Genomic DNA, 18,437 nt, shown 5'->3' with positions numbered 1-18,437 from the left:
ATCGGATCAATTGGATTTAATCGGCCAGCCGGGTTCAAGCCGGCGCGGCCCTCACGGAGAAGACCATGGATGCAGTGTCACCCACCATCATCAACCTGATTATTTTTGTACTGGCCATCTACGTGGGTTACCACGTGGTGTGGACTGTCACGCCGGCCCTGCACACGCCGCTGATGGCGGTGACCAATGCGATTTCGGCCATCGTGATCGTGGGCGCCATGCTCGCGGCCGCGCTGACCGAAACGCCGCTGGGCAAAACCATGGGCGTGCTGGCCGTGGCGCTGGCGGCCGTCAACATCTTCGGCGGCTTTCTGGTGACGCGCCGGATGCTGGAGATGTTCCGCAAGAAAGAAAAGAAAGTAGCCGCGCCCGCTGAAGGAGCCGCCAAATGAGCATGAATCTCGTCACGCTGCTGTACCTGGTGGCCTCCGTCTGCTTTATTCAGGCGCTCAAGGGCCTGTCACACCCCACCAGCTCGATCCGCGGCAATCTGTTCGGCATGGTCGGCATGGCCATTGCCATGCTGACGACAGCTGCGCTCATCGTTGAAATTTCAGGCGGCAAAGCCCTGGGCATGGGTTACGTTCTGTTGGGTCTGGTGGTCGGCGGGGGCTATGGTGCCTGGCGCGCCAAGACGGTCGAAATGACCAAGATGCCCGAGCTGGTGGCCTTCTTCCACAGCATGATCGGTTTGGCTGCGGTCTTTATCGCCGTGGCCGCCGTGGCCGAGCCCTACGCTTTCGGCATCGCGCCCAAAGGCAGCCCCATCCCCACCGGCAACCGGCTGGAGCTGTTCCTCGGTGCGGCCATTGGCGCCATCACCTTCAGCGGCTCGGTGATCGCCTTCGGCAAGTTGTCGGGCACCTACAAGTTCCGCCTGTTCCAGGGCGCACCGGTGCAGTTTGCCGGCCAGCACAAGCTGAACCTGGTGCTGGGCCTCATTACCATCGGCCTGGGGCTGGTATTCATGTTCACGGGCAGCTGGCCAGCGTTTTTCGCGATGCTGGCGCTGAGCTTCGTTATGGGCGTGCTGATCATCATCCCTATCGGCGGCGCCGACATGCCGGTCGTGGTGTCCATGCTCAATAGCTACTCGGGCTGGGCGGCGGCCGGTATCGGTTTTTCGCTCAACAACTCCATGCTGATCATTGCCGGCTCGCTGGTCGGCTCGTCGGGCGCCATCCTTTCGTACATCATGTGCAAGGCGATGAACCGCTCCTTCTTCAACGTGATTTTGGGCGGCTTCGGCGGTGAGGCCGGCACGGCCGCCACCGGCGCCAAAGAGCAGCGCCCCGTCAAGTCGGGCTCTGCCGACGACGCTGCCTTCATCCTGGGCAATGCAGAGACCGTGATCATCGTGCCGGGCTACGGCCTGGCCGTGGCGCGCGCTCAGCACTCGGTCAAAGAGCTGGCGCAAAAGCTCATCGACAGGGGCGTCAACGTCAAGTACGCGATTCACCCCGTGGCGGGCCGCATGCCCGGCCACATGAACGTCTTGCTGGCCGAGGCCGAAGTGCCTTATGACCAGGTACATGAAATGGAAGACATCAACGCCGAGTTCGGCCAGGCCGACGTCGCCATCATCCTGGGCGCCAACGACGTGGTGAACCCTGCAGCGCACGTCAAGGGCAGCGCCATCTACGGCATGCCCATCCTGGAGGCCTACAAGGCCAAGACGGTCATTGTCAACAAGCGCTCCATGGCGGCTGGCTACGCGGGCCTGGACAACGAACTCTTCTACATGGACAAGACCATGATGGTGTTCGGAGACGCCAAAAAGGTGATCGAAGATATGGGCAAGGCCATCGAGTGATCGCGGGCTGCCGGGTTTTCCCGCGGCGGCGAGCCGCGGGCGCACCCCGATTTAGAGAGGCTTCCCTCCTTATTTCCCGGGCTTCCTAGGGAAAACGCAATAGCCACGAAGAGGGCACGCCATGAGAATCCATGGCAGTAAGCAATACGTAATGGAGAAGACAAACATGAATGCAGCGACCCTTGACCGCCCATGGCTCAAAGCCTATCCGCCGGGCGTTCCTACCGATATCGACGCGTCCCAGTACCCGTCGCTGGTCGCATTGATGGAGGAAAGCTTCAAGAAACACGGCAGCCGCGTCGCCTACAGCTTCATGGGCAAGGACGTGACCTTCGGCCAGACCGACAGCCTGTCGCTCGCCTTCGGTGCCTACCTGCAAAGCCTGGGCCTGGCCAAAGGCGACCGCATTGCCATCATGATGCCCAACGTGCCGCAGTATCCGGTAGCCGTGGCGGCCATCCTGCGCGCCGGCTATGTGGTGGTCAATGTGAACCCGCTGTACACGCCGCGCGAACTGGAGCATCAGCTCAAGGACTCCGGTTCGAAGGCGATTGTCATCATCGAAAACTTCGCCAACACGCTCGAGCAGTGCATTGCCGCCACGCCCGTCAAGCACGTGGTGTTGTGCGCCATGGGCGACCAGCTGGGCATGCTCAAGGGCGCACTCGTCAACTATGTGGTGCGCAACGTCAAGAAGATGGTGCCGGCCTTCAACCTGCCCGGCGCCGTGCGTTTTAACGACGCTGTGGCGCGGGGCACGCGCCTGACGCTCAAGCGGCCCGACATCAAACCCGACGACGTGGCCGTACTGCAATACACCGGCGGCACCACCGGTGTTTCCAAAGGCGCCGTGCTGCTGCACCGCAACGTGATCGCCAATGTGCTGCAGTCCGAAGCCTGGAACAGCCCGGCCATGGCGGCCCTGCCGGCCGGCGAGCAGCTCACGTATGTCTGCGCGCTACCGCTGTACCACATCTTCGCATTCACCGTGAACATGATGCTGGGCATGCGTACCGGAAGCAAAAACATCCTGATCCCCAATCCGCGTGACCTGACGGCTGTGCTTAAAGAGCTCTCCAGGCACAAGATCAACAGCTTCCCAGCGGTCAACACGCTCTTCAACGGCCTGGCCAACCACCCGGACTTCAACACGGTTGACTGGTCGCACCTGAAGATTTCGCTGGGCGGCGGCATGGCGGTCACGGGTGCGGTCGCCAAACTGTGGCTTGAAAAAACCGGCTGCCCGGTCTGCGAAGGTTACGGCCTGTCCGAGACATCACCCTCGGCTAGCTGCAATCCGACCAACAGCAAAGCCTTCACCGGCACCATCGGCGTGCCGATTCCCGGTACTTATTTCAAACTCCTTGATGACGACGGCAACGAAGTGCCACCCGGCCAGCCCGGTGAAATCGCTATCAAGGGGCCGCAGGTCATGGCCGGCTACTGGCAACGCCCCGATGAAACCGCCAAGGTCATGACGCCCGACGGCTACTTCAAGTCCGGCGACATTGGAGTCCTTGATGAAAACGGCTTCTTCAAGATTGTCGACCGCAAGAAAGACATGATTCTGGTGAGCGGCTTCAACGTCTACCCGAACGAGATTGAAGACGTGGTCTCCAAGCTCGACGGTGTGATGGAATGCGCCTGTGTGGGCGTTGCCGACGAAAAATCCGGCGAAGCTGTGAAGCTGGTCATTGTCAAAAAGAACCCCGACCTGACAGAAGCGCAAGTGCGCGAATATTGCAAAACCAACCTGACCGGCTATAAACAGCCCAAGGTGGTGGAGTTCCGCACCGACCTGCCCAAGACGCCGGTCGGCAAGATACTGCGCCGCGAACTGCGCGACAAGAAATAAACGGCAAGTTTCAGAGCTCGCCGCGCTTGCGCGGCAGGTTTTCTAGAGGGCGGCGCAAGCTGCCCTTTTTTCTGCGTCCCCGGTGTTGAAAGCGCGGGCAAAATCAGGCCATGACTTCCGCTGACACCTTCCCCCGCGCACCCACCGCCATCCTCAGCGCCCTTGCTGAAGAGCAGTCCGGCCTGATTGACCTGCTGGAAAACGCGCGGCAGGTGAAGCGCGCTGGCCGTGAGTTCTGGCTTGGTGCCCTGCACGGCCACCCGGTCGTGCTGGTGCTCGCGCGTATCGGCAAAGTGGCGGCTACCACCACGGCGGTGGCGCTGATCGAGCACTTCAAGGCCGGCCGCATTGTTTTCACCGGTGTAGCCGGTGGGCTGGGCGAAAGCGTGAATGTGGGCGATGTGGTGGTGGCCGACAGTTTTGTGCAGCATGACATGGACGCCTCACCGCTGTTTCCCCGCTATGAGGTGCCGCTGTACGGCAAGACGGTTTTTGAAAGCAACGCGGCTTTGACGTCGTTATTGCACGCGGCGGCGCTGGCTGCCGGTACGGTGCCGGCGTATCCGTCTGCGCGCGTCCACCGCGGGCTGATGATCAGCGGCGACCGTTTTGTCTGCAGCGCGCAGGAAGCTGCCGGTATCCGTGCGGCGCTGATTGCAGCAGGCCACACGCCGCTGGCGGTCGAGATGGAGGGTGCGGCCGTGGCACAGGTCTGCCATGACTACGGCGTGGCGTTTGCGTCGGTGAGAACGATTTCCGACCGCGCCGACAACACCGCGCACGCGGACTTTCCGGCATTTGTGGCGGAAGTGGCCAGCGTCTACGCGCGCGCCATTGTTGAAAAGTTGCTGCCGACGATTTCTGCCTGAGCGATTGCTATCTATTTAATAGCTGCTCGCGCTCGTATTTATTGGGTTACAGGCCGATTTGATGCAAAATTCAGCGCCCAAAACGATCCAGAACGCGGCAGACGACCTTATTGCAGCCAACCACGCTTCCTGAAGTACCACATGGGCACCACCGCGCTGGCAATCATCAGTCCCAGTGCATATGGGTAGCCATATGCCCATTCCAGTTCGGGGAAGTAGCCCTTGAAGTTCATGCCGTACACGCTGGCGATCAGCGTGGGCGGCAGCAGGGCGACGCTGGCCACCGAGAAGATCTTGATGATCTTGTTCTGGTTGATGTTGATGAAGCCGACCGTGGCATCCATCAGGAAGTTGATCTTGTCGAAGAGGAAAGCGGTGTGTGAATCGAGCGAGTCGATGTCGCGCAAAATCTGCCGCGCTTCCTCGAACTGCTCGGCGTTGAGCATCTTGCTGCGCATCATGAAACTGACAGCGCGGCGCGTGTCCATCATGTTGCGGCGAATGCGGCCGTTCAGGTCTTCGTGGCGGGCAATGGCGCCCAGCACTTCGCCGGCCAGGGCGTCGGTCACGTCGCCCGACAACACCTGCGCGCTAACTTTTTCGAGCTCGACATAAACGCCTTCCAGCGTGTCGGCGGAATACTCGGCGTCGGCGTCAAACAGCTTGAGCAGCACCTCCTTGGCATCCTCGATCAGCCCCGGGGCGCGGCGCGCGCGCATCCGCAGCAGGCGAAACACCGGCACGTCTTCGTCGTGGATGGAAAACAGCACACCCTTGCTCTTGAGGTCGTCGTTGACCAGGTTCAGGATGAAAGCCACCCGCACGGTGCGCGGTTCTTCGTCGTCGGCAATCAGGAAGTCGGAGCGGATGTGCAGCTCGCCGTTGTCTTCCTCGTAGAAGCGCGCGGACTCTTCAATGTCCTCGTCCATCGCGTCTTCCGGAATGGACAACCCGTAGTACTGCTTGATCCAGCGTTTTTCTTCGAGGGTGGGAGACTCCAGATCCACCCAGATGGGCTGGAATTTGGAGAGTTCTTCCAGGGATTCGATTTCTTCCTGGAAAAGCCGGCCGTTGGCCAGCGTGAAAATATTGAGCATGACTGACTGCCTATCGGTTCAGGGGCCGGCACAAGGCGAACGCTCAGGCCTTGCGCGAAAGCGCGGTAAAAGGGCGGTGGGATATGGCATCGCTTTCAACCCCCCTTTTCAACGTGAGCCTTTGCAAGCCTGGCGTCAGTCTGCGGTGTTGAAAGCTAGCAACTAGGACTGCTTTCCAAGGATTTCTCCGTAATGAATAAGCGGCGATTATGGCATTTCACACCTGGTTTATCCACCGCTTGCGCTACATAAAAAACTCGATGAGCTCGCTCTTTCGCGCGTAAGCGTCCTGTTCGCCCAGCGCCATCAGCGCCTTGACAAACCCCGGTTCGAAAAGCAGGTAGCTGGCCAGTGCGGCGCCTCCCGGACTGCCTTTGGCGCCCAGCGCACCCAGGCCAGCCAGCGCGTTGTAGGTTCCCCGCGGTAATTCGCCGGCGTGGGCTTGTGCCAGTGCGTCGAGCGACTGTGACGGTGCAATCGCCAACACGTCGACGGGCCGGTAGGGCATGACAGCCGCGATTTCGCGCGGCATCTGCCGCACGGTTTTGCTCACGCGCTGAGCCTGCTCCACGTCGGCCTGCAGCGTGTCCTGAAACACACTGGCCATGGCATGGCCGGCAATGGCGCCCAGCGTGGGCCGGCCGCTCACGTTCGGCCCGTTGCTGCCGACGAAACCGGCGCGCTCGGGTTGCCCCACGCCGATCACCAGCACCTTGCTGGCCCCAAGGTGCAAGGCGGGTGAGAGCGGGGAGCTCTGGCGCATGGAACCATCGCCAAAGAACTCGCGGTGGCCGTCCACCCAGAGCGGCGTGGAGGGGAACAGGAAGGGAATGGCGCTGGAAGCCATCAGGTGTTCGATGGTGACGGGCTGGAACTCTGCACGCCGCCCTGGCCGGCTCCAGAGATCGGCGTGGCGGCCGGCAGCCATCTGGCAGAACGTCCAGTGCACGCCGCTGCTGTAGCTGGAGGCCGTGATGGCCAGCGCGTGAAGGGTTTTATCCTGCAGCGCCTGCTCGATATGGCCCAGCGAAATGGCATGGTGCAAGGTGTCGACCAGCGGTGTGTTGTCCAGCAGGGATTGTTGCGCCCGCACCTGCTGCGACAAAAACAGCGCCGCCGCAATGCGGCTTGAGCGGATCCACGCGGGAACCTTGAGCTGGTAAACCTGCGATGAGCGCAATGTGGTCCAGAAATTGGCCAATCGGCCGAACGCCTGCAAGCCTTCACCCGCATGGCTTGCCAGGAAGGCCGCGTTCAACGCACCGGCTGACGTGCCCACCAGGATTTTGAACGGGAATTTCGGGTCAGCCGCACCGCCCTGCACGCTGAGCATGGTTGACAGGGCGTGAAGCACTCCCGCCTGGTAGGCCGTGCGTGCGCCGCCGCCCATGAGGACAAGGGCATTTTGCGCCTCGTCAGGGCGGGTTAACGCAGAAGAAATGATGGTCTCAAGCGACATGGCCGGGCCGGGTATGCGGCGGACGTGGTGAAAGCAGGCGGGGCATGAGCTTGATCGGCTGGTGTTATGGTTTTTTCGCCATGGGGCGCTGTTTCAGTCTTTGCCATTGCCTCATTGATGGGGCCGGGCCGGCTGCGGGCAATTGTGTCAGCATGATGCCGCCGCGAAAGACTTCCTGCAAGTCCGCTGGCTTGACCGCTACACGGTTTGACTTGGTAAAAATCCAGAAGAATCAAAGGCCTTCAGGCGCTGTCAGGGCGGCACGCCAGCACGCAGCGCATGCAGTGAAATGGGGTCAAGGAGTTTTTCATAAGGTTTCATTATTTATTGCGGCGCAAGGTTGCAATTGCGGGGTATCGGGCGCATAGTGAATCCAAGAGAGTGTCCCCGTCCGCTGCCTCGCCTTCATGGGCCCGGCAGTGTTTTCAACCCAGCTCCAACCTTGGAAAAAGGAGTCTCTTTATGAACTTGACGATCAGCGGCCACCATCTTGAAGTTACCCCCGCGCTACGCGGTTATGTGACAAGCAAGCTGGATCGGATTACCCGGCATTTCGACCAGGTAGTAGACGTAAAAGTCCTGTTGACAGTGGACAACATGAAAGAAAAGGAAAGACGCCAGCGGGCCGAATGCAATGTGCATGTCAAGGGCCGCGACCTGTTTGCCGAGAGCTCCCACGCTGATCTTTACGCCGCAGTTGATGAATTGACAGACAAGCTGGACCGTCAGGTTGGGCGTTACAAAACCAGAACCCAGGATCACCACCACGTTGCTGCCAAGCGCCAGGCCTGAAGGTCTTTTCGGGCTGTCCCTTTTTCAGGGTGTGCGGCTTCTCCCGAAGGGCCGCATGTCACCGATGGCGTGCAGGCGGAAAACCTGCATCGCACGTTTTCTGTCGCGGCGAATCTGCAGGGCATCTGCAGGCGCGCCAAACCAGACGCCGAAGCCGCTTGTGGCGCCAAGCGGCTTTTTAATGCCTTTTTTGCGGTCAACCCGCTGCAAAGTGCATAATTCGGCGACTAAAAGATTGTTATGAACCGTCTTTCGCAAATTTTGCCCCCCTCCCAGGTTCTGGTCAGCGTTGAAGCAACCAGCAAGAAACGCGCTTTCGAGGAAGCCGGTCTGCTGTTTGAAAACCAACATGGCCTGAACCGCGCATTGATCACGGACAGCCTGTTCGCCCGCGAACGCCTGGGCTCCACCGGGCTCGGCCATGGCGTGGCGATTCCGCATGGCCGGATCAAGGGCCTCAAGGCCCCCATGGCGGCCGTTTTCCTGTTGCAGGCGCCTATTGGCTTCGATGCGCCGGACGAACAGGCCGTGGCACTGCTGATTTTTCTGCTGGTTCCCGAGGCAGCCACTCAAAAGCACCTCGAAATTCTTTCGGAAATTGCCGAATTGCTCAGCGACAGCTCCTTGCGCGAGCAACTCAAGACCAGCACCGATGCCGCTGCGCTGCACAACCTGATTGCTTCCTGGCACTCCGTCCACGAAGTCAGTTCTTAGATGTGGTGTTGCACGGTTGCACGCTGTCCGGCCCGGCAGGGTCTTGAACAGGAAAAGTACAAGGCCGCATGAAGCCCACCGTTGTCAGCGCTGACGTTTTATTTGAAGACCACCGCGCCGCCCTGAAATGGGAATGGGTTGCCGGCCTCGGGGCCTCCGAGCGGCGTTTTGACGAAGTGGCCGTGCGGGCTGCACGCTCCGGTGCTGACCTGGTCGGTTACCTCAACTACATTCATCCCTACCGCGTGCAGATCCTGGGCGAACGCGAGGTTGCTTACCTCACGAATGCCAGCCCCGAAGACTGCGCCCGGCGCATTTCCCGCATCATCACGCTGGAGCCGCCGGTGCTGATCGTCGCCGACGGCCAGACTGCGCCGGACACGCTGCTGTCCATGTGCGAACGCGCCCAGTTGCCGATGTTCGCTACGCCCGAGTCGGCTGCTTTCGTGATTGACGTGCTCAGGGCCTACCTGTCCAAGCATTTTGCCGACCGCACTTCCATGCATGGCGTGTTCATGGACATCCTGGGCCTGGGCGTCATGATCACCGGTGAATCCGGACTGGGTAAAAGCGAACTGGGGCTGGAACTGATTTCGCGCGGACACGGCCTGGTGGCCGACGATGCGGTAGACCTGTACCGGATCAACCAGACCACGATTGAAGGACGCTGCCCGGAACTGCTGCAAAACCTGCTGGAAGTACGCGGCATCGGCCTGCTCGACATCAAGGCCATTTTTGGCGAGACGGCGGTGCGCCGCAAGATGCGCCTGAAAATGATCGTGCACCTGGTGCGCCGCGAGACGCTGGAGCGCGATTACGAACGCATTCCGTATGAGCCGCTGACGCAGGACGTGCTGGGCATCCCGGTGCGCAAGGTCATCATCCAGGTGGAAGCCGGCCGTAATATCGCCGTGCTGGTCGAGGCCGCCGTGCGCAATGCGATCCTGCAGCTGCGCGGCATCAATACCTACCAGGATTTCGTGGAGCGGCACCGCCGCGCCATGGAACAGGATGACTAGGGCCCCCACGGTCGCTCACTGCGTGTAGCTCCCTGCCCCCCGAGGGGGCCGCTGCGCCTGCGGCCCGGCAAAGCCGGTTCCGCGGCCCCTGCTGGAACAGAATCCTCGCGACCTCGGACCGCTCGCTACGGTTTCTTCACACCTTCTACGCGGTGGATTTCTAGATTGCTATCAAATTAGTAGCTGCTTGCGCAAGTGAGCAAAGGGTTTCAGGCCCTTTTTTCTCAAAACTCAGGCGTGATGATGCCGTACCGGCGCGCCGTTGCGGTTGGGGCACTTGTCCTTGGTGCAGTTGGCGTAGATCGACAGCGAATGGTCGGCGATGGTGAAGCCTTTGGCTTTGGCGACGGCATTCTGGCGTTTTTCAATCTCGGCGTCGTAAAACTCCTCGACTTTGCCGCAATCGAGGCAGACCAGGTGGTCATGGTGCTGGCCTTCGTTGATCTCATAGACCGCTTTGCCTGATTCGAAATTGCTGCGGTTCAGCAGTCCGGCCTGCTCGAACTGGGTCAGCACCCGGTAGACCGTGGCCAGGCCGATGTCCGAGCGGTCTTCCAGCAGCACCCGGAACACATCTTCGGCTGTCATGTGGCGCTGTTTGCCCGCCTGGAAGATCTCCAGGATTTTCAGGCGTGGCAGGGTTGCCTTGAGGCCGGTGTTTTTCAGTTCGTCGATGTTGCTCATGGGAAAACTCTCTGGGTGAAACCGCTGTGTAAAGCGGTGGTGCGACCCTTCTGGGCAGGTGCCGGCCGGGGGCCCCCAGCCGCTACAATGAACGATCATATCGCTACACCCCCTCACTATGTCAGCCATGCCTGCAAATCATCGTTACAGCGCCAAAACCGCTTTCCTGCTCCTGGCCTGCACGGTGCTGGCGTCCTGCAGCAGCCTGAGCAACATGAGCAGCAGTTCGATCAACCCGGTCAACTGGGTCACGCCCTACAAGGTGGACGTCATTCAGGGCAATTTTGTCTCCAGGGAGCAGGTTGAGCTGCTTCGCCCCGGCATGACGCGTGAACAGGTCAAGGCCATCATGGGAACGCCCCTGATGGCCAGCCTGTTTCATGGCGACCGCTGGGACTACGTCTTTACGCTGAAGCGCCAGGGCGTGGAGCCCCAGTCGTACAAATACACCGTGTTTTTCAAGGGTGACCAGCTGGAGCGCTTTGAAGGCGACGCCATGCCGAGCGAAACTGAATTCATTGCCAAACTGGGCAACCGACGCAAACTGGGCGATGTGCCCGTGCTGGAAGCCACCGAAGAGCAGCTCACCAAGGCTTCCACAAAGGTCAAAGCCAATCCGGCGGCAGCCACTTCGGCGCCCACCAGTACGCCGGCGGGCTCTCCGTCTGCCTCCTATCCGCCGCTCGAAAGCCCGAAACAGTGAGCGGGGCCGGCTCAATCCAGGCGACCCAGGCCAGACGGCACCGGGTCGCGGTGGCGGGCGCCAGCGGCCGCATGGGCCAGATGCTGATTGAGGCCGTCGGCGCCAGTGCCGACTGCCAGCTGACCGGTGCGCTTGATGTGGCTTCCAGTCCCGCCATCGGCAGCGATGCCGCCGCCTTTTCGGGACGCATGAGCGGCGTCCTGATCAATGCCGATCTTCGGCAGGGCCTGAAAGATTCCGGCGTGCTGATTGATTTCACGCGTCCCGAAGGCACGCTGGCCCATCTGGCGGCTTGCCGCGAGCTGGGTGTCAAGCTGGTGATCGGCACCACCGGTTTTTCCGATGCGCAGAAAACCGAAATAGCCGCGGCGGCCAAAGACATCGCCATCGTCATGGCTCCGAACATGAGCGTAGGCGTCAACGTCACGCTCAAGCTGCTCGAGATGGCGGCTCAGGCCCTGTCTACCGGCTATGACATCGAAATCGTCGAGGCGCACCACCGCCACAAGGTGGATGCCCCATCCGGCACCGCACTCAAGATGGGTGAAGTGATTGCCGGTGCGCTGGGTCGCGACCTCAAGGATTGCGCCGTCTATGCCCGCGAAGGCGTGACGGGCGAGCGCGACCCGTCGACCATCGGTTTTGCGGCCGTGCGTGGCGGCGACGTGGTGGGTGACCACACCGTGATGTTTTTGGGCACCGGCGAGCGTATCGAAATTTCCCACAAGTCATCCAGCAGGGCCAACTATGCCCAGGGCAGCTTGCGTGCCGCGCGCTTCCTCGATTCGCACGCCACCGGCCTTTTTGACATGTTTGACGTACTGGGCCTGAAAAAATGAATGCGGTGCCGGCCACGGCAGTTTCGGAGGTTTTAACCTGATGGACTTCTTCAGCCTGATGACCCAGGGCGGCATCGTCAGCCAGCTGGTGGCGGCCTTGTTGCTGGCCATGTCGGTCGCGAGTTGGGTCGTGATCCTGTGGAAGGCCTGGCTGCTTCAGCGTGCCGCCAAAGACGTGGCACGCAGTACCGCTGCTTTCTGGCAGTCGACCTCTGTAGAACAAGCCCGGGAGAAAGTTGCCGCCTTCGACCGCGAGGCGCTGGTGTTGCCTCTCATTGTTGCCACGGACATCCAGGCCGGCGGTACGCTGGCGTCGGCGGGCGACAAGTCCCAGCAACTCACCCGCGTGTTGCGCGACGCCCTTCATGACATCCTGGACAAGCTGCAGTTCGGTCAGGTGCTGCTGGCTACCGTCGGTTCTACGGCTCCCTTTGTGGGGCTGCTGGGTACGGTCTGGGGCATCTACCACGCACTTGTCGGCATCGCTTCAGCCGGCCAGATCACCATCGACAAAGTCTCCGGCCCCGTCGGCGAAGCGCTCATCATGACGGCGGCAGGCCTGGCGGTAGCGATTCCAGCCGTGCTGGCGTACAACATTTTCGGCCGTCGCGTCGGCCGTATCGAGGCCGACCTCGAAGGCTTTGCACGCGATTTGCGCGAACTGTTTTTATCAACAGCGTCATCAAAATGAAAAGCACATTTTTTCGACGGGCCGCCCCTGGAAAAAATGGCCCCAAAATTTGGGGAAAGGGGCAGCGTACCGCCGCAGGCCCACGAAGTGAAAAGCGTGGGGGCTCATGAGTTTCGGCCGCCTCGAACGTACCCAGGGCCCGCAGCCCATGAGTGACATCAACGTCACGCCGCTGGTCGACGTGATGCTGGTGCTGGTGGTCATTTTCATCATTACAGCTCCGCTGCTGGCCAGCACCATCCGGCTCGACCTGCCAAAAACCGAGGCGGCCAAGCCGGCAGATGCGCCGAAATTCGTCACGCTGGTGGTCGACAGGGCCGGCCAGGCTTTCCTGAATGACAAGCCCTTGGGCCTGGATGAACTTGCCCGCCGGTTGGCGGAAACTGCCGGCCAGAATCCCGACACCGAAGTGCAGTTGCGCGCGGACGAAGCCGTGCCTTACGGGAAAGTCGTGGAAGTCATGGGCGTGGCGCAAAAAGCCGGGCTCAACCGCATCGGCTTTGTGGCAGATCCTGTTCCGTCCGCGGCTGCCGGCCCTGCGGCGGCCCGGTAACCTGCGCAGAGCCGCCCAGCATCTAAAATCGGGGATCGCCCTTTGGCCGCGTGGCCCCGTATGGCGGGGCCGGAGCCTTTCACGGCCTCCATTTTGTTATCCCGTTTTCGCCTTTCCGGTTCTCCATGCAAGACAAATACAACCACCTCGACGTTGAGCGCGACGCTCAAGCCCACTGGACCGCAGCCGACGCCTACCGCGTGACGGAAGACGCCAGCCGCAAGAAGTACTACGCCTGCTCCATGCTGCCCTACCCCAGCGGCAAGCTGCACATGGGCCACGTGCGCAACTACACCATCAACGACATGCTCACGCGCCACCTGCGCATGAAGGGCTACAACGTCTTGATGCCCATGGGCTGGGACGCCTTCGGCCTGCCGGCCGAAAACGCCGCCATGAAGAACGGCGTGCCGCCGGCGCAGTGGACCTACGACAACATCGCCTACATGAAAAAGCAGATGCAGGCGATGGGGCTGGCCATCGACTGGAGCCGCGAAGTTGCCACCTGCGACGCGAGCTACTACAAGTGGAACCAGTGGCTCTTTCTGAAGATGTTGGAAAAAGGCATTGCCTACCGCAAGACCCAGGTCGTGAACTGGGACCCGGTCGACCAGACTGTGCTGGCCAATGAGCAGGTGATCGACGGCAAGGGCTGGCGCACCGGCGCCGTGGTGGAAAAGCGCGAGATCCCGGGCTACTACCTCAAGATCACCCAGTACGCCGACGAACTGCTCGACAGCGTCAGCAACAAATTGCCCGGCTGGCCCGAGCGCGTCAAGCTGATGCAGGAAAACTGGATCGGCAAGAGCGAAGGCGTGCGCTTTGCGTTCACGCACGACATCCAGGACGCCTTCGGCAAGCTGATCGGCGAGGGGAAGATGTATGTCTTCACCACGCGCGCCGACACCATCATGGGCGTGACCTTCTGCGCCGTGGCGCCGGAGCACCCGCTGGCGCAGCACGCCGCCGTGTCCAATCCAAAAATCGCCGCCTTCATTGAAGAATGCAAGGCCGGCGGCACGACCGAAGCCGAGCTGGCCACGCAAGAGAAAAAAGGCGCGCCCACCGGCCTCTTCGTCACGCATCCGCTCACTGGCGACAAGGTGGAAGTCTGGGTCGGCAACTACGTGCTCATGAGCTACGGCGACGGCGCCGTGATGGGCGTGCCCGCACATGACGAGCGCGATTTCGAGTTCGCCAAAAAATACAAACTGCCGATCAAGCAGGTGGTCGACGTCAAGGGCCAGGCCTACAGCCTGGACGCCTGGGCCGACTGGTATGGCGACAAGCAGCTGGGCGTGACCATCAATTCCGGCAAATACGACGGACTCCATTTCAAAGCTGCGGTAGACGCCGTGGCCGCCGACCTGGCGGCCAAAGGCCTGGGCGAGAAGAAAACCACCTGGCGCCTGCGCGACTGGGGCGTGAGCCGCCAGCGCTATTGGGGCACGCCCATTCCCATCATCCACTGCGAAGAGCACGGCGCCGTGCCGGTGCCTGAAAAAGACCTGCCCGTGGTCTTGCCGCAAGACTGCGTGCCCGACGGCTCGGGCAACCCACTGCACAAGCACGCGGGCTTTCATGCCGGCGTGGTCTGCCCCGTCTGCGGCAAGCCCGGCCGCCGCGAGACCGACACCATGGACACCTTTGTCGACTCGTCCTGGTACTTCATGCGCTACTGCGACCCGAAGAACGGCGACAAGATGGTGGCCGAAGGCGCCAACTACTGGATGCCGATGGACCAGTACATCGGCGGTATCGAGCACGCCATCCTGCATTTGCTTTACGCCCGTTTCTGGACCAAGGTGATGCGTGACCTGGGCCTGGTGAAGGTCGACGAGCCTTTCACCAAGCTGCTCACGCAGGGCATGGTGCTCAACGAGGCCTTCTCGCGCGTGACCACCGGCAAGCAGTATTTCTGGGCGCACGAGCTCGATATCGTGCGCGACGAGCACGCCAAGGTGATCTCCGCCACTTCCAGGGCCGACGGCTTGCCGGTGCCTTACGAGGGCTGGACCACGATGTCCAAGTCCAAGAACAACGGCGTCGACCCGCAGGACCTGATCGAAAAGTACGGCGCGGACACCGCCCGGCTCTACACCATGTTCACCGCGCCGCCCGACACCACGCTGGAGTGGAACGATGCGGCGCTCGAAGGCTCCTACCGCTTCCTGCGCCGTGTCTGGAACTTCGGCGTCAAGCTCCATGCTATGAATTCAGGAGCTGAGGGCGCAGAGCCATCGGGTGCTACAGCCTCTTTTGACAAGGAAACCAAAGCGCTGCGCCTGGAAATTCACACAGTGCTCAAACAGATTGACTACGACTACCAGCGCATGCAGTACAACACGGTGGTGTCGGGCAACATGAAGTTGCTGAACGCGATGGAGGACTTTAAAGGTGCCTCGTCTGCAGGTGCAAACGCTGCGCTGCGCGAAGGCTTCAGCATCCTGCTGCGCTGCCTCTACCCGGCCACGCCGCATCTGGCGCATGCGCTCTGGTCACAGCTCGGCTACGCGGCGCGGCACGGTGAACTGCTCGACGCCCCCTGGCCCGAAGTTGACGCAGCCGCTCTTCAGCAGGACGAGATCGAGCTGGTGTTGCAGATCAACGGCAAGCTGCGCGGTTCCGTCACCGTTCCCGCCGGTGCCGACAAGGCTGCGATTGAAGCGGCTGCGCTGGCATCCGAGGCATTCGTCAAACAGGCCGCAGGTGCGCCCGCCAAGAAGGTGATCGTGGTGCCAGGCCGGCTGGTCAACATCGTCATCTGAGTCATTTGAGACCGCATCAACCCAAAGAAGGCAGCCCATGCAGCGTCGCACATTCTTTTTCCTGTCGGCTTCTGTTGCCGCCCTGAGCCTGAGCGGATGCGGCTTCGCGCTGCGCAAGGCCCCCACCTTTGCCTTCACCACACTCTATTCGGGCCTGGCTGAAACCTCACCGCTGGGCGTGGAACTCAGGCGTTCGCTGCAGGCGACCCGCAAAGTGGAGGTGATCACGGATGGCCGCAGGATCAATGAGGCACAAGTCGTCCTCGATGCACTGGGCGATCAGCGCGAAAAAGTTATCCTGAGCCGCAATGCTTCGGGCCAGGTACGCGAGTTTCAGCTGCGCCTGCGTTTTCGCTTCAAGCTGCGTACCCTGGCCGGCAAGGAACTCATCCCCGACACTGAAATCATGCAGCAGCGCGACATCAGCTTCAATGAGTCCGCGGTATTGGCAAAGGAGGCCGAAGAAGCCCTGCTGTACCGCGATATGCAAAGCGATGTCGTCCAGCAGATCATGCGCCGCCTGGCGGCGGTGACGGAACTCTAAAGCCCCTAACCCATCAGGCCCGCATCAGCGTACTTTTGCCAAATAAACTCTCGATGAGATCCACAGCCACTTCGGCCGTGCCGTTGCGCACATCCAGCGCCGGGTTGAGCTCCATCACGTCGAGTGAGCCGAGCAGGCCTGTGTCGGCAATCATTTCCATGCAGAGCTGCGCCTCCCGGTAGGTGGGGCCGCCTTTGATGGCGGTGTCCACACCTGGTGCGATCGACGGGTCGAGGAAGTCCACGTCAAAGCTCACATGCAGGTGGGTATGGGCGTCCATGCCCGAGAGCGCTTTTTCCATGGTGTGGCGCATGCCCATCTCGTCGATGTAGCGCATGTCGAACACCTCCAGGCCCTCTTGCCGCACAAAGCGCTTTTCGCCCTCGTCCACACTGCGGATGCCGATTTGCCGTATCGCCTTGGCGCTCATGGCAGGCACCGAGCCGCCGATGCTGGTGAGCGCTGCCGGGCCGTGGCCGCACAGCACCGCCACCGGCATGCCGTGCACATTGCCGGTGGGCGTGAGCGCGTTGGTGTTGAAGTCGGTGTGTGCGTCCAGCCAGAGCACGCGCAAGGTCTTGCCGGTATCGCGGCAGTGGCGCGCCACCGCGCTGATCGAGCCAATCCCCAGGCAGTGGTCGCCGCCCAGCAGGATGGGCAGGTGGCCGTCCGCCAGGCTTTGGTACATCGCTTCGTGCACCGCCTTGTTCCAGGCGACCACCTCGTCCAGGTGCCGGTAGCCCTCCTCGGGCGGCAGCCATGGGTTGGTGGGGCCGGCCAGGTTGCCGGTGTCGAACACTTCGAGCCCGCGCCCGTGCAGCGCTTCGCGGATGCCCGCCACGCGCAAGGCTTCGGGGCCCATGGAGGCGCCGCGGCTGCCCGCGCCGATGTCGGTGGGAGCGCCAATCAGGTCAACAGACTTGGTCATCAACGTGCCATTTCAGGGATGGGGGAAATGCGGGGCGCCTTGACGGTCGGCGCTGTGGCAGATGCCAGCAGGCCGAACAGGTTTTTGGGGTCGTCAAGATGAGGCACCAGGTCGATCTGGCGGCGGTTGGCGGCGTCGGCCAGTTGCAGCTTGTGCAGATAGCGCAGGGCGGAATAGTCCTCCAGCGCAAAACCGACCGAATCAAAAATGGTGACTTCTTCCGGCGACGCGCGGCCTTGGGCAGTGCCCTTGAGCACATCGGCAAATTCCGCCACCTTGAAGTCTTCCGGCATTTGCTGGATCTCACCCTCAATGCGCGACTGAGGTTCAAACTCGACCACCACACGCGCATCTTTGCGCAGCAGGATGTCGGCGTGCAGCTCGGTCTTGCCCGGGCAGTCACCGCCCACGGCGTTCAGGTGCATGCCGGGCCGGATCATCTCCGGCGTCAGGATGACGGCGTTGCGTTTGTCGGCAGTGATGGTGGTCACGATGTCGGCTCCTTGCACGGCTTGGTCGGCGGACTGGCAAATCGTCACGCTCAGGCCCTGCAGCCCCATCGCATGCAGGTTACGGGCCAGTTTATCGCTGGCGGCCGCGTCAATGTCAAACAGGCGCATCTCGCGTATACCCAGCATGTGGTGAAAGGCGATCGCCTGGAAGTCGCTTTGCGCGCCGTTGCCGATGATCGCCATCACGCGGCTCCCGGGCCGGGCCATCCACTTGGCGGCCAGTGCCGACATGGCTGCCGTGCGCAATGCGGTGGTGATGGTGAGCTCTGACAGCAGCAAGGGGTAGCCGGTGTCCACATCAGCCAGTACGCCGAAGGCGGTCACAGTCAGCAAACCCAGTTCGGTGTTTTTGGGATGGCCGTTGACGTATTTGAAGGAGTACTGGTGCCCGTCGCTGGTGGGCATGAGCTCAATCACACCGTCGGGGGAGTGGATGGCGTGGCGCGCCGACTTGTCAAAGTCGTTCCAGCGCCGGTAGTCGTGCTCTATTTCGCCGGCCAGGCCTTCAATAAAGGCGGCGGCGCCGCGCTGGCGCACGATTTTCTGAATGCTTTCAATGCCAATGTAGTCAACCATCATGGGGCTCCCGGTCTTGTG

At 61.5% G+C, this 18,437-nt stretch carries 19 protein-coding genes; 13 read left to right on the top strand and 6 right to left on the bottom strand.

Translation table 11 applies throughout. The features are described 5' to 3' along the window. Positions 1–65 precede the first annotated feature (65 nt). The 4 genes from AC1DVV_RS16130 to AC1DVV_RS16115 all read left to right on the top strand — a co-directional run bounded on the left by AC1DVV_RS16130 (position 66) and on the right by AC1DVV_RS16115 (position 4,537). Positions 66–392 (top strand): NAD(P) transhydrogenase subunit alpha part 2, encoded by a 327-nt coding sequence (locus tag AC1DVV_RS16130; RefSeq protein WP_011485418.1) that lies wholly within the window; start codon positions 66–68, stop codon positions 390–392. Next, positions 389–1,813: an NAD(P)(+) transhydrogenase (Re/Si-specific) subunit beta gene (locus tag AC1DVV_RS16125; RefSeq protein WP_477666437.1), complete on the top strand. Its 1,425-nt coding sequence runs from the start codon at positions 389–391 to the stop codon at positions 1,811–1,813. Before AC1DVV_RS16130 ends, AC1DVV_RS16125 begins: the two co-directional genes overlap by 4 nt. 166 nt (positions 1,814–1,979) lie before the next feature. After that, on the top strand, positions 1,980–3,668 hold the full coding sequence (locus tag AC1DVV_RS16120) for a long-chain-fatty-acid--CoA ligase (RefSeq protein ID WP_457281500.1): 1,689 nt from the start codon (positions 1,980–1,982) through the stop codon (positions 3,666–3,668). A gap of 110 nt (positions 3,669–3,778) precedes the next feature. Further along, on the top strand, positions 3,779–4,537 hold the full coding sequence (locus AC1DVV_RS16115; protein WP_477707212.1) for a 5'-methylthioadenosine/adenosylhomocysteine nucleosidase: 759 nt from the start codon (positions 3,779–3,781) through the stop codon (positions 4,535–4,537). Between the two features lie 107 nt (positions 4,538–4,644). Here AC1DVV_RS16115 and corA read toward each other — a convergent pair whose 3' ends face one another. Next, positions 4,645–5,634: a magnesium/cobalt transporter CorA gene (gene corA, locus AC1DVV_RS16110; protein WP_457281498.1), complete on the bottom strand. Its 990-nt coding sequence runs from the start codon at positions 5,632–5,634 to the stop codon at positions 4,645–4,647. 244 nt (positions 5,635–5,878) lie between these two features. Then, positions 5,879–7,093, bottom strand: a complete 1,215-nt coding sequence (locus AC1DVV_RS16105; RefSeq protein WP_457281497.1) for a patatin-like phospholipase family protein — start codon at positions 7,091–7,093, stop codon at positions 5,879–5,881. Between the two features lie 462 nt (positions 7,094–7,555). Between AC1DVV_RS16105 and hpf the strand changes: the two genes are divergently transcribed. Further along, a complete protein-coding gene (hpf, locus tag AC1DVV_RS16100; protein ID WP_007872838.1) occupies positions 7,556–7,885 on the top strand; it encodes a ribosome hibernation-promoting factor, HPF/YfiA family in 330 nt (109 codons plus the stop codon). A 24-nt stretch (positions 7,886–7,909) separates the two neighbouring features. On the opposite strand, the gene AC1DVV_RS16095 is transcribed toward hpf, so the two are convergent. Then, the gene (locus tag AC1DVV_RS16095) at positions 7,910–8,236 is read right to left on the bottom strand and encodes a hypothetical protein (RefSeq protein WP_457281665.1); all 327 of its coding nucleotides are present in this window, start codon (positions 8,234–8,236) and stop codon (positions 7,910–7,912) included. Between AC1DVV_RS16095 and AC1DVV_RS16090 the strand changes: the two genes are divergently transcribed. Beyond that, positions 8,126–8,599, top strand: coding sequence for a PTS sugar transporter subunit IIA (locus AC1DVV_RS16090; protein WP_457281496.1), 474 nt, complete (start codon positions 8,126–8,128; stop codon positions 8,597–8,599). The two genes, AC1DVV_RS16095 and AC1DVV_RS16090, sit on opposite strands and share 111 nt — an antisense overlap. Before the next feature lie 68 nt (positions 8,600–8,667). Further along, a complete protein-coding gene (gene hprK / locus AC1DVV_RS16085) occupies positions 8,668–9,618 on the top strand; it encodes an HPr(Ser) kinase/phosphatase (protein ID WP_457281495.1) in 951 nt (316 codons plus the stop codon). 231 nt (positions 9,619–9,849) lie between these two features. On the opposite strand, the gene fur is transcribed toward hprK, so the two are convergent. Then, positions 9,850–10,302 carry a ferric iron uptake transcriptional regulator gene (gene fur / locus AC1DVV_RS16080; protein WP_457281494.1) on the bottom strand — a complete coding sequence of 151 codons (453 nt, stop codon included), beginning with the start codon at positions 10,300–10,302 and terminating at the stop codon, positions 9,850–9,852. 127 nt (positions 10,303–10,429) lie between these two features. Between fur and AC1DVV_RS16075 the strand changes: the two genes are divergently transcribed. The 6 genes from AC1DVV_RS16075 (at position 10,430) to AC1DVV_RS16050 (ending at position 16,400) form a co-directional block, all read left to right on the top strand. Continuing rightward, positions 10,430–11,005: an outer membrane protein assembly factor BamE gene (locus tag AC1DVV_RS16075; protein ID WP_457281493.1), complete on the top strand. Its 576-nt coding sequence runs from the start codon at positions 10,430–10,432 to the stop codon at positions 11,003–11,005. Further along, on the top strand, positions 11,002–11,844 hold the full coding sequence (dapB, locus tag AC1DVV_RS16070; RefSeq protein WP_477666439.1) for a 4-hydroxy-tetrahydrodipicolinate reductase: 843 nt from the start codon (positions 11,002–11,004) through the stop codon (positions 11,842–11,844). Before AC1DVV_RS16075 ends, dapB begins: the two co-directional genes overlap by 4 nt. Positions 11,845–11,884: 40 nt before the next feature. Continuing rightward, on the top strand, positions 11,885–12,535 hold the full coding sequence (locus tag AC1DVV_RS16065) for a MotA/TolQ/ExbB proton channel family protein (RefSeq protein WP_457281491.1): 651 nt from the start codon (positions 11,885–11,887) through the stop codon (positions 12,533–12,535). A gap of 106 nt (positions 12,536–12,641) precedes the next feature. Beyond that, the gene (locus AC1DVV_RS16060) at positions 12,642–13,088 is read left to right on the top strand and encodes an ExbD/TolR family protein (protein WP_457281490.1); all 447 of its coding nucleotides are present in this window, start codon (positions 12,642–12,644) and stop codon (positions 13,086–13,088) included. Between the two features lie 125 nt (positions 13,089–13,213). Next, positions 13,214–15,856, top strand: coding sequence for a leucine--tRNA ligase (gene leuS / locus AC1DVV_RS16055; RefSeq protein WP_457281489.1), 2,643 nt, complete (start codon positions 13,214–13,216; stop codon positions 15,854–15,856). Positions 15,857–15,893: 37 nt separating this feature from the next. Continuing rightward, positions 15,894–16,400, top strand: coding sequence for an LPS-assembly lipoprotein LptE (locus tag AC1DVV_RS16050; RefSeq protein ID WP_457281488.1), 507 nt, complete (start codon positions 15,894–15,896; stop codon positions 16,398–16,400). A gap of 13 nt (positions 16,401–16,413) precedes the next feature. On the opposite strand, the gene rocF is transcribed toward AC1DVV_RS16050, so the two are convergent. Further along, complete coding sequence (gene rocF / locus AC1DVV_RS16045) at positions 16,414–17,328, bottom strand: arginase (protein ID WP_457281487.1); 915 nt, start codon at positions 17,326–17,328, stop codon at positions 16,414–16,416. Beyond that, complete coding sequence (locus AC1DVV_RS16040) at positions 17,328–18,416, bottom strand: ornithine cyclodeaminase (RefSeq protein ID WP_457281658.1); 1,089 nt, start codon at positions 18,414–18,416, stop codon at positions 17,328–17,330. The genes rocF and AC1DVV_RS16040 overlap by 1 nt, the downstream gene beginning before the upstream one ends. Positions 18,417–18,437 lie beyond the last annotated feature (21 nt).

Source organism: Polaromonas sp. P3_B4, from assembly GCF_056402835.1.
This window is presented reverse-complemented; position numbering and strand designations above follow the sequence as displayed.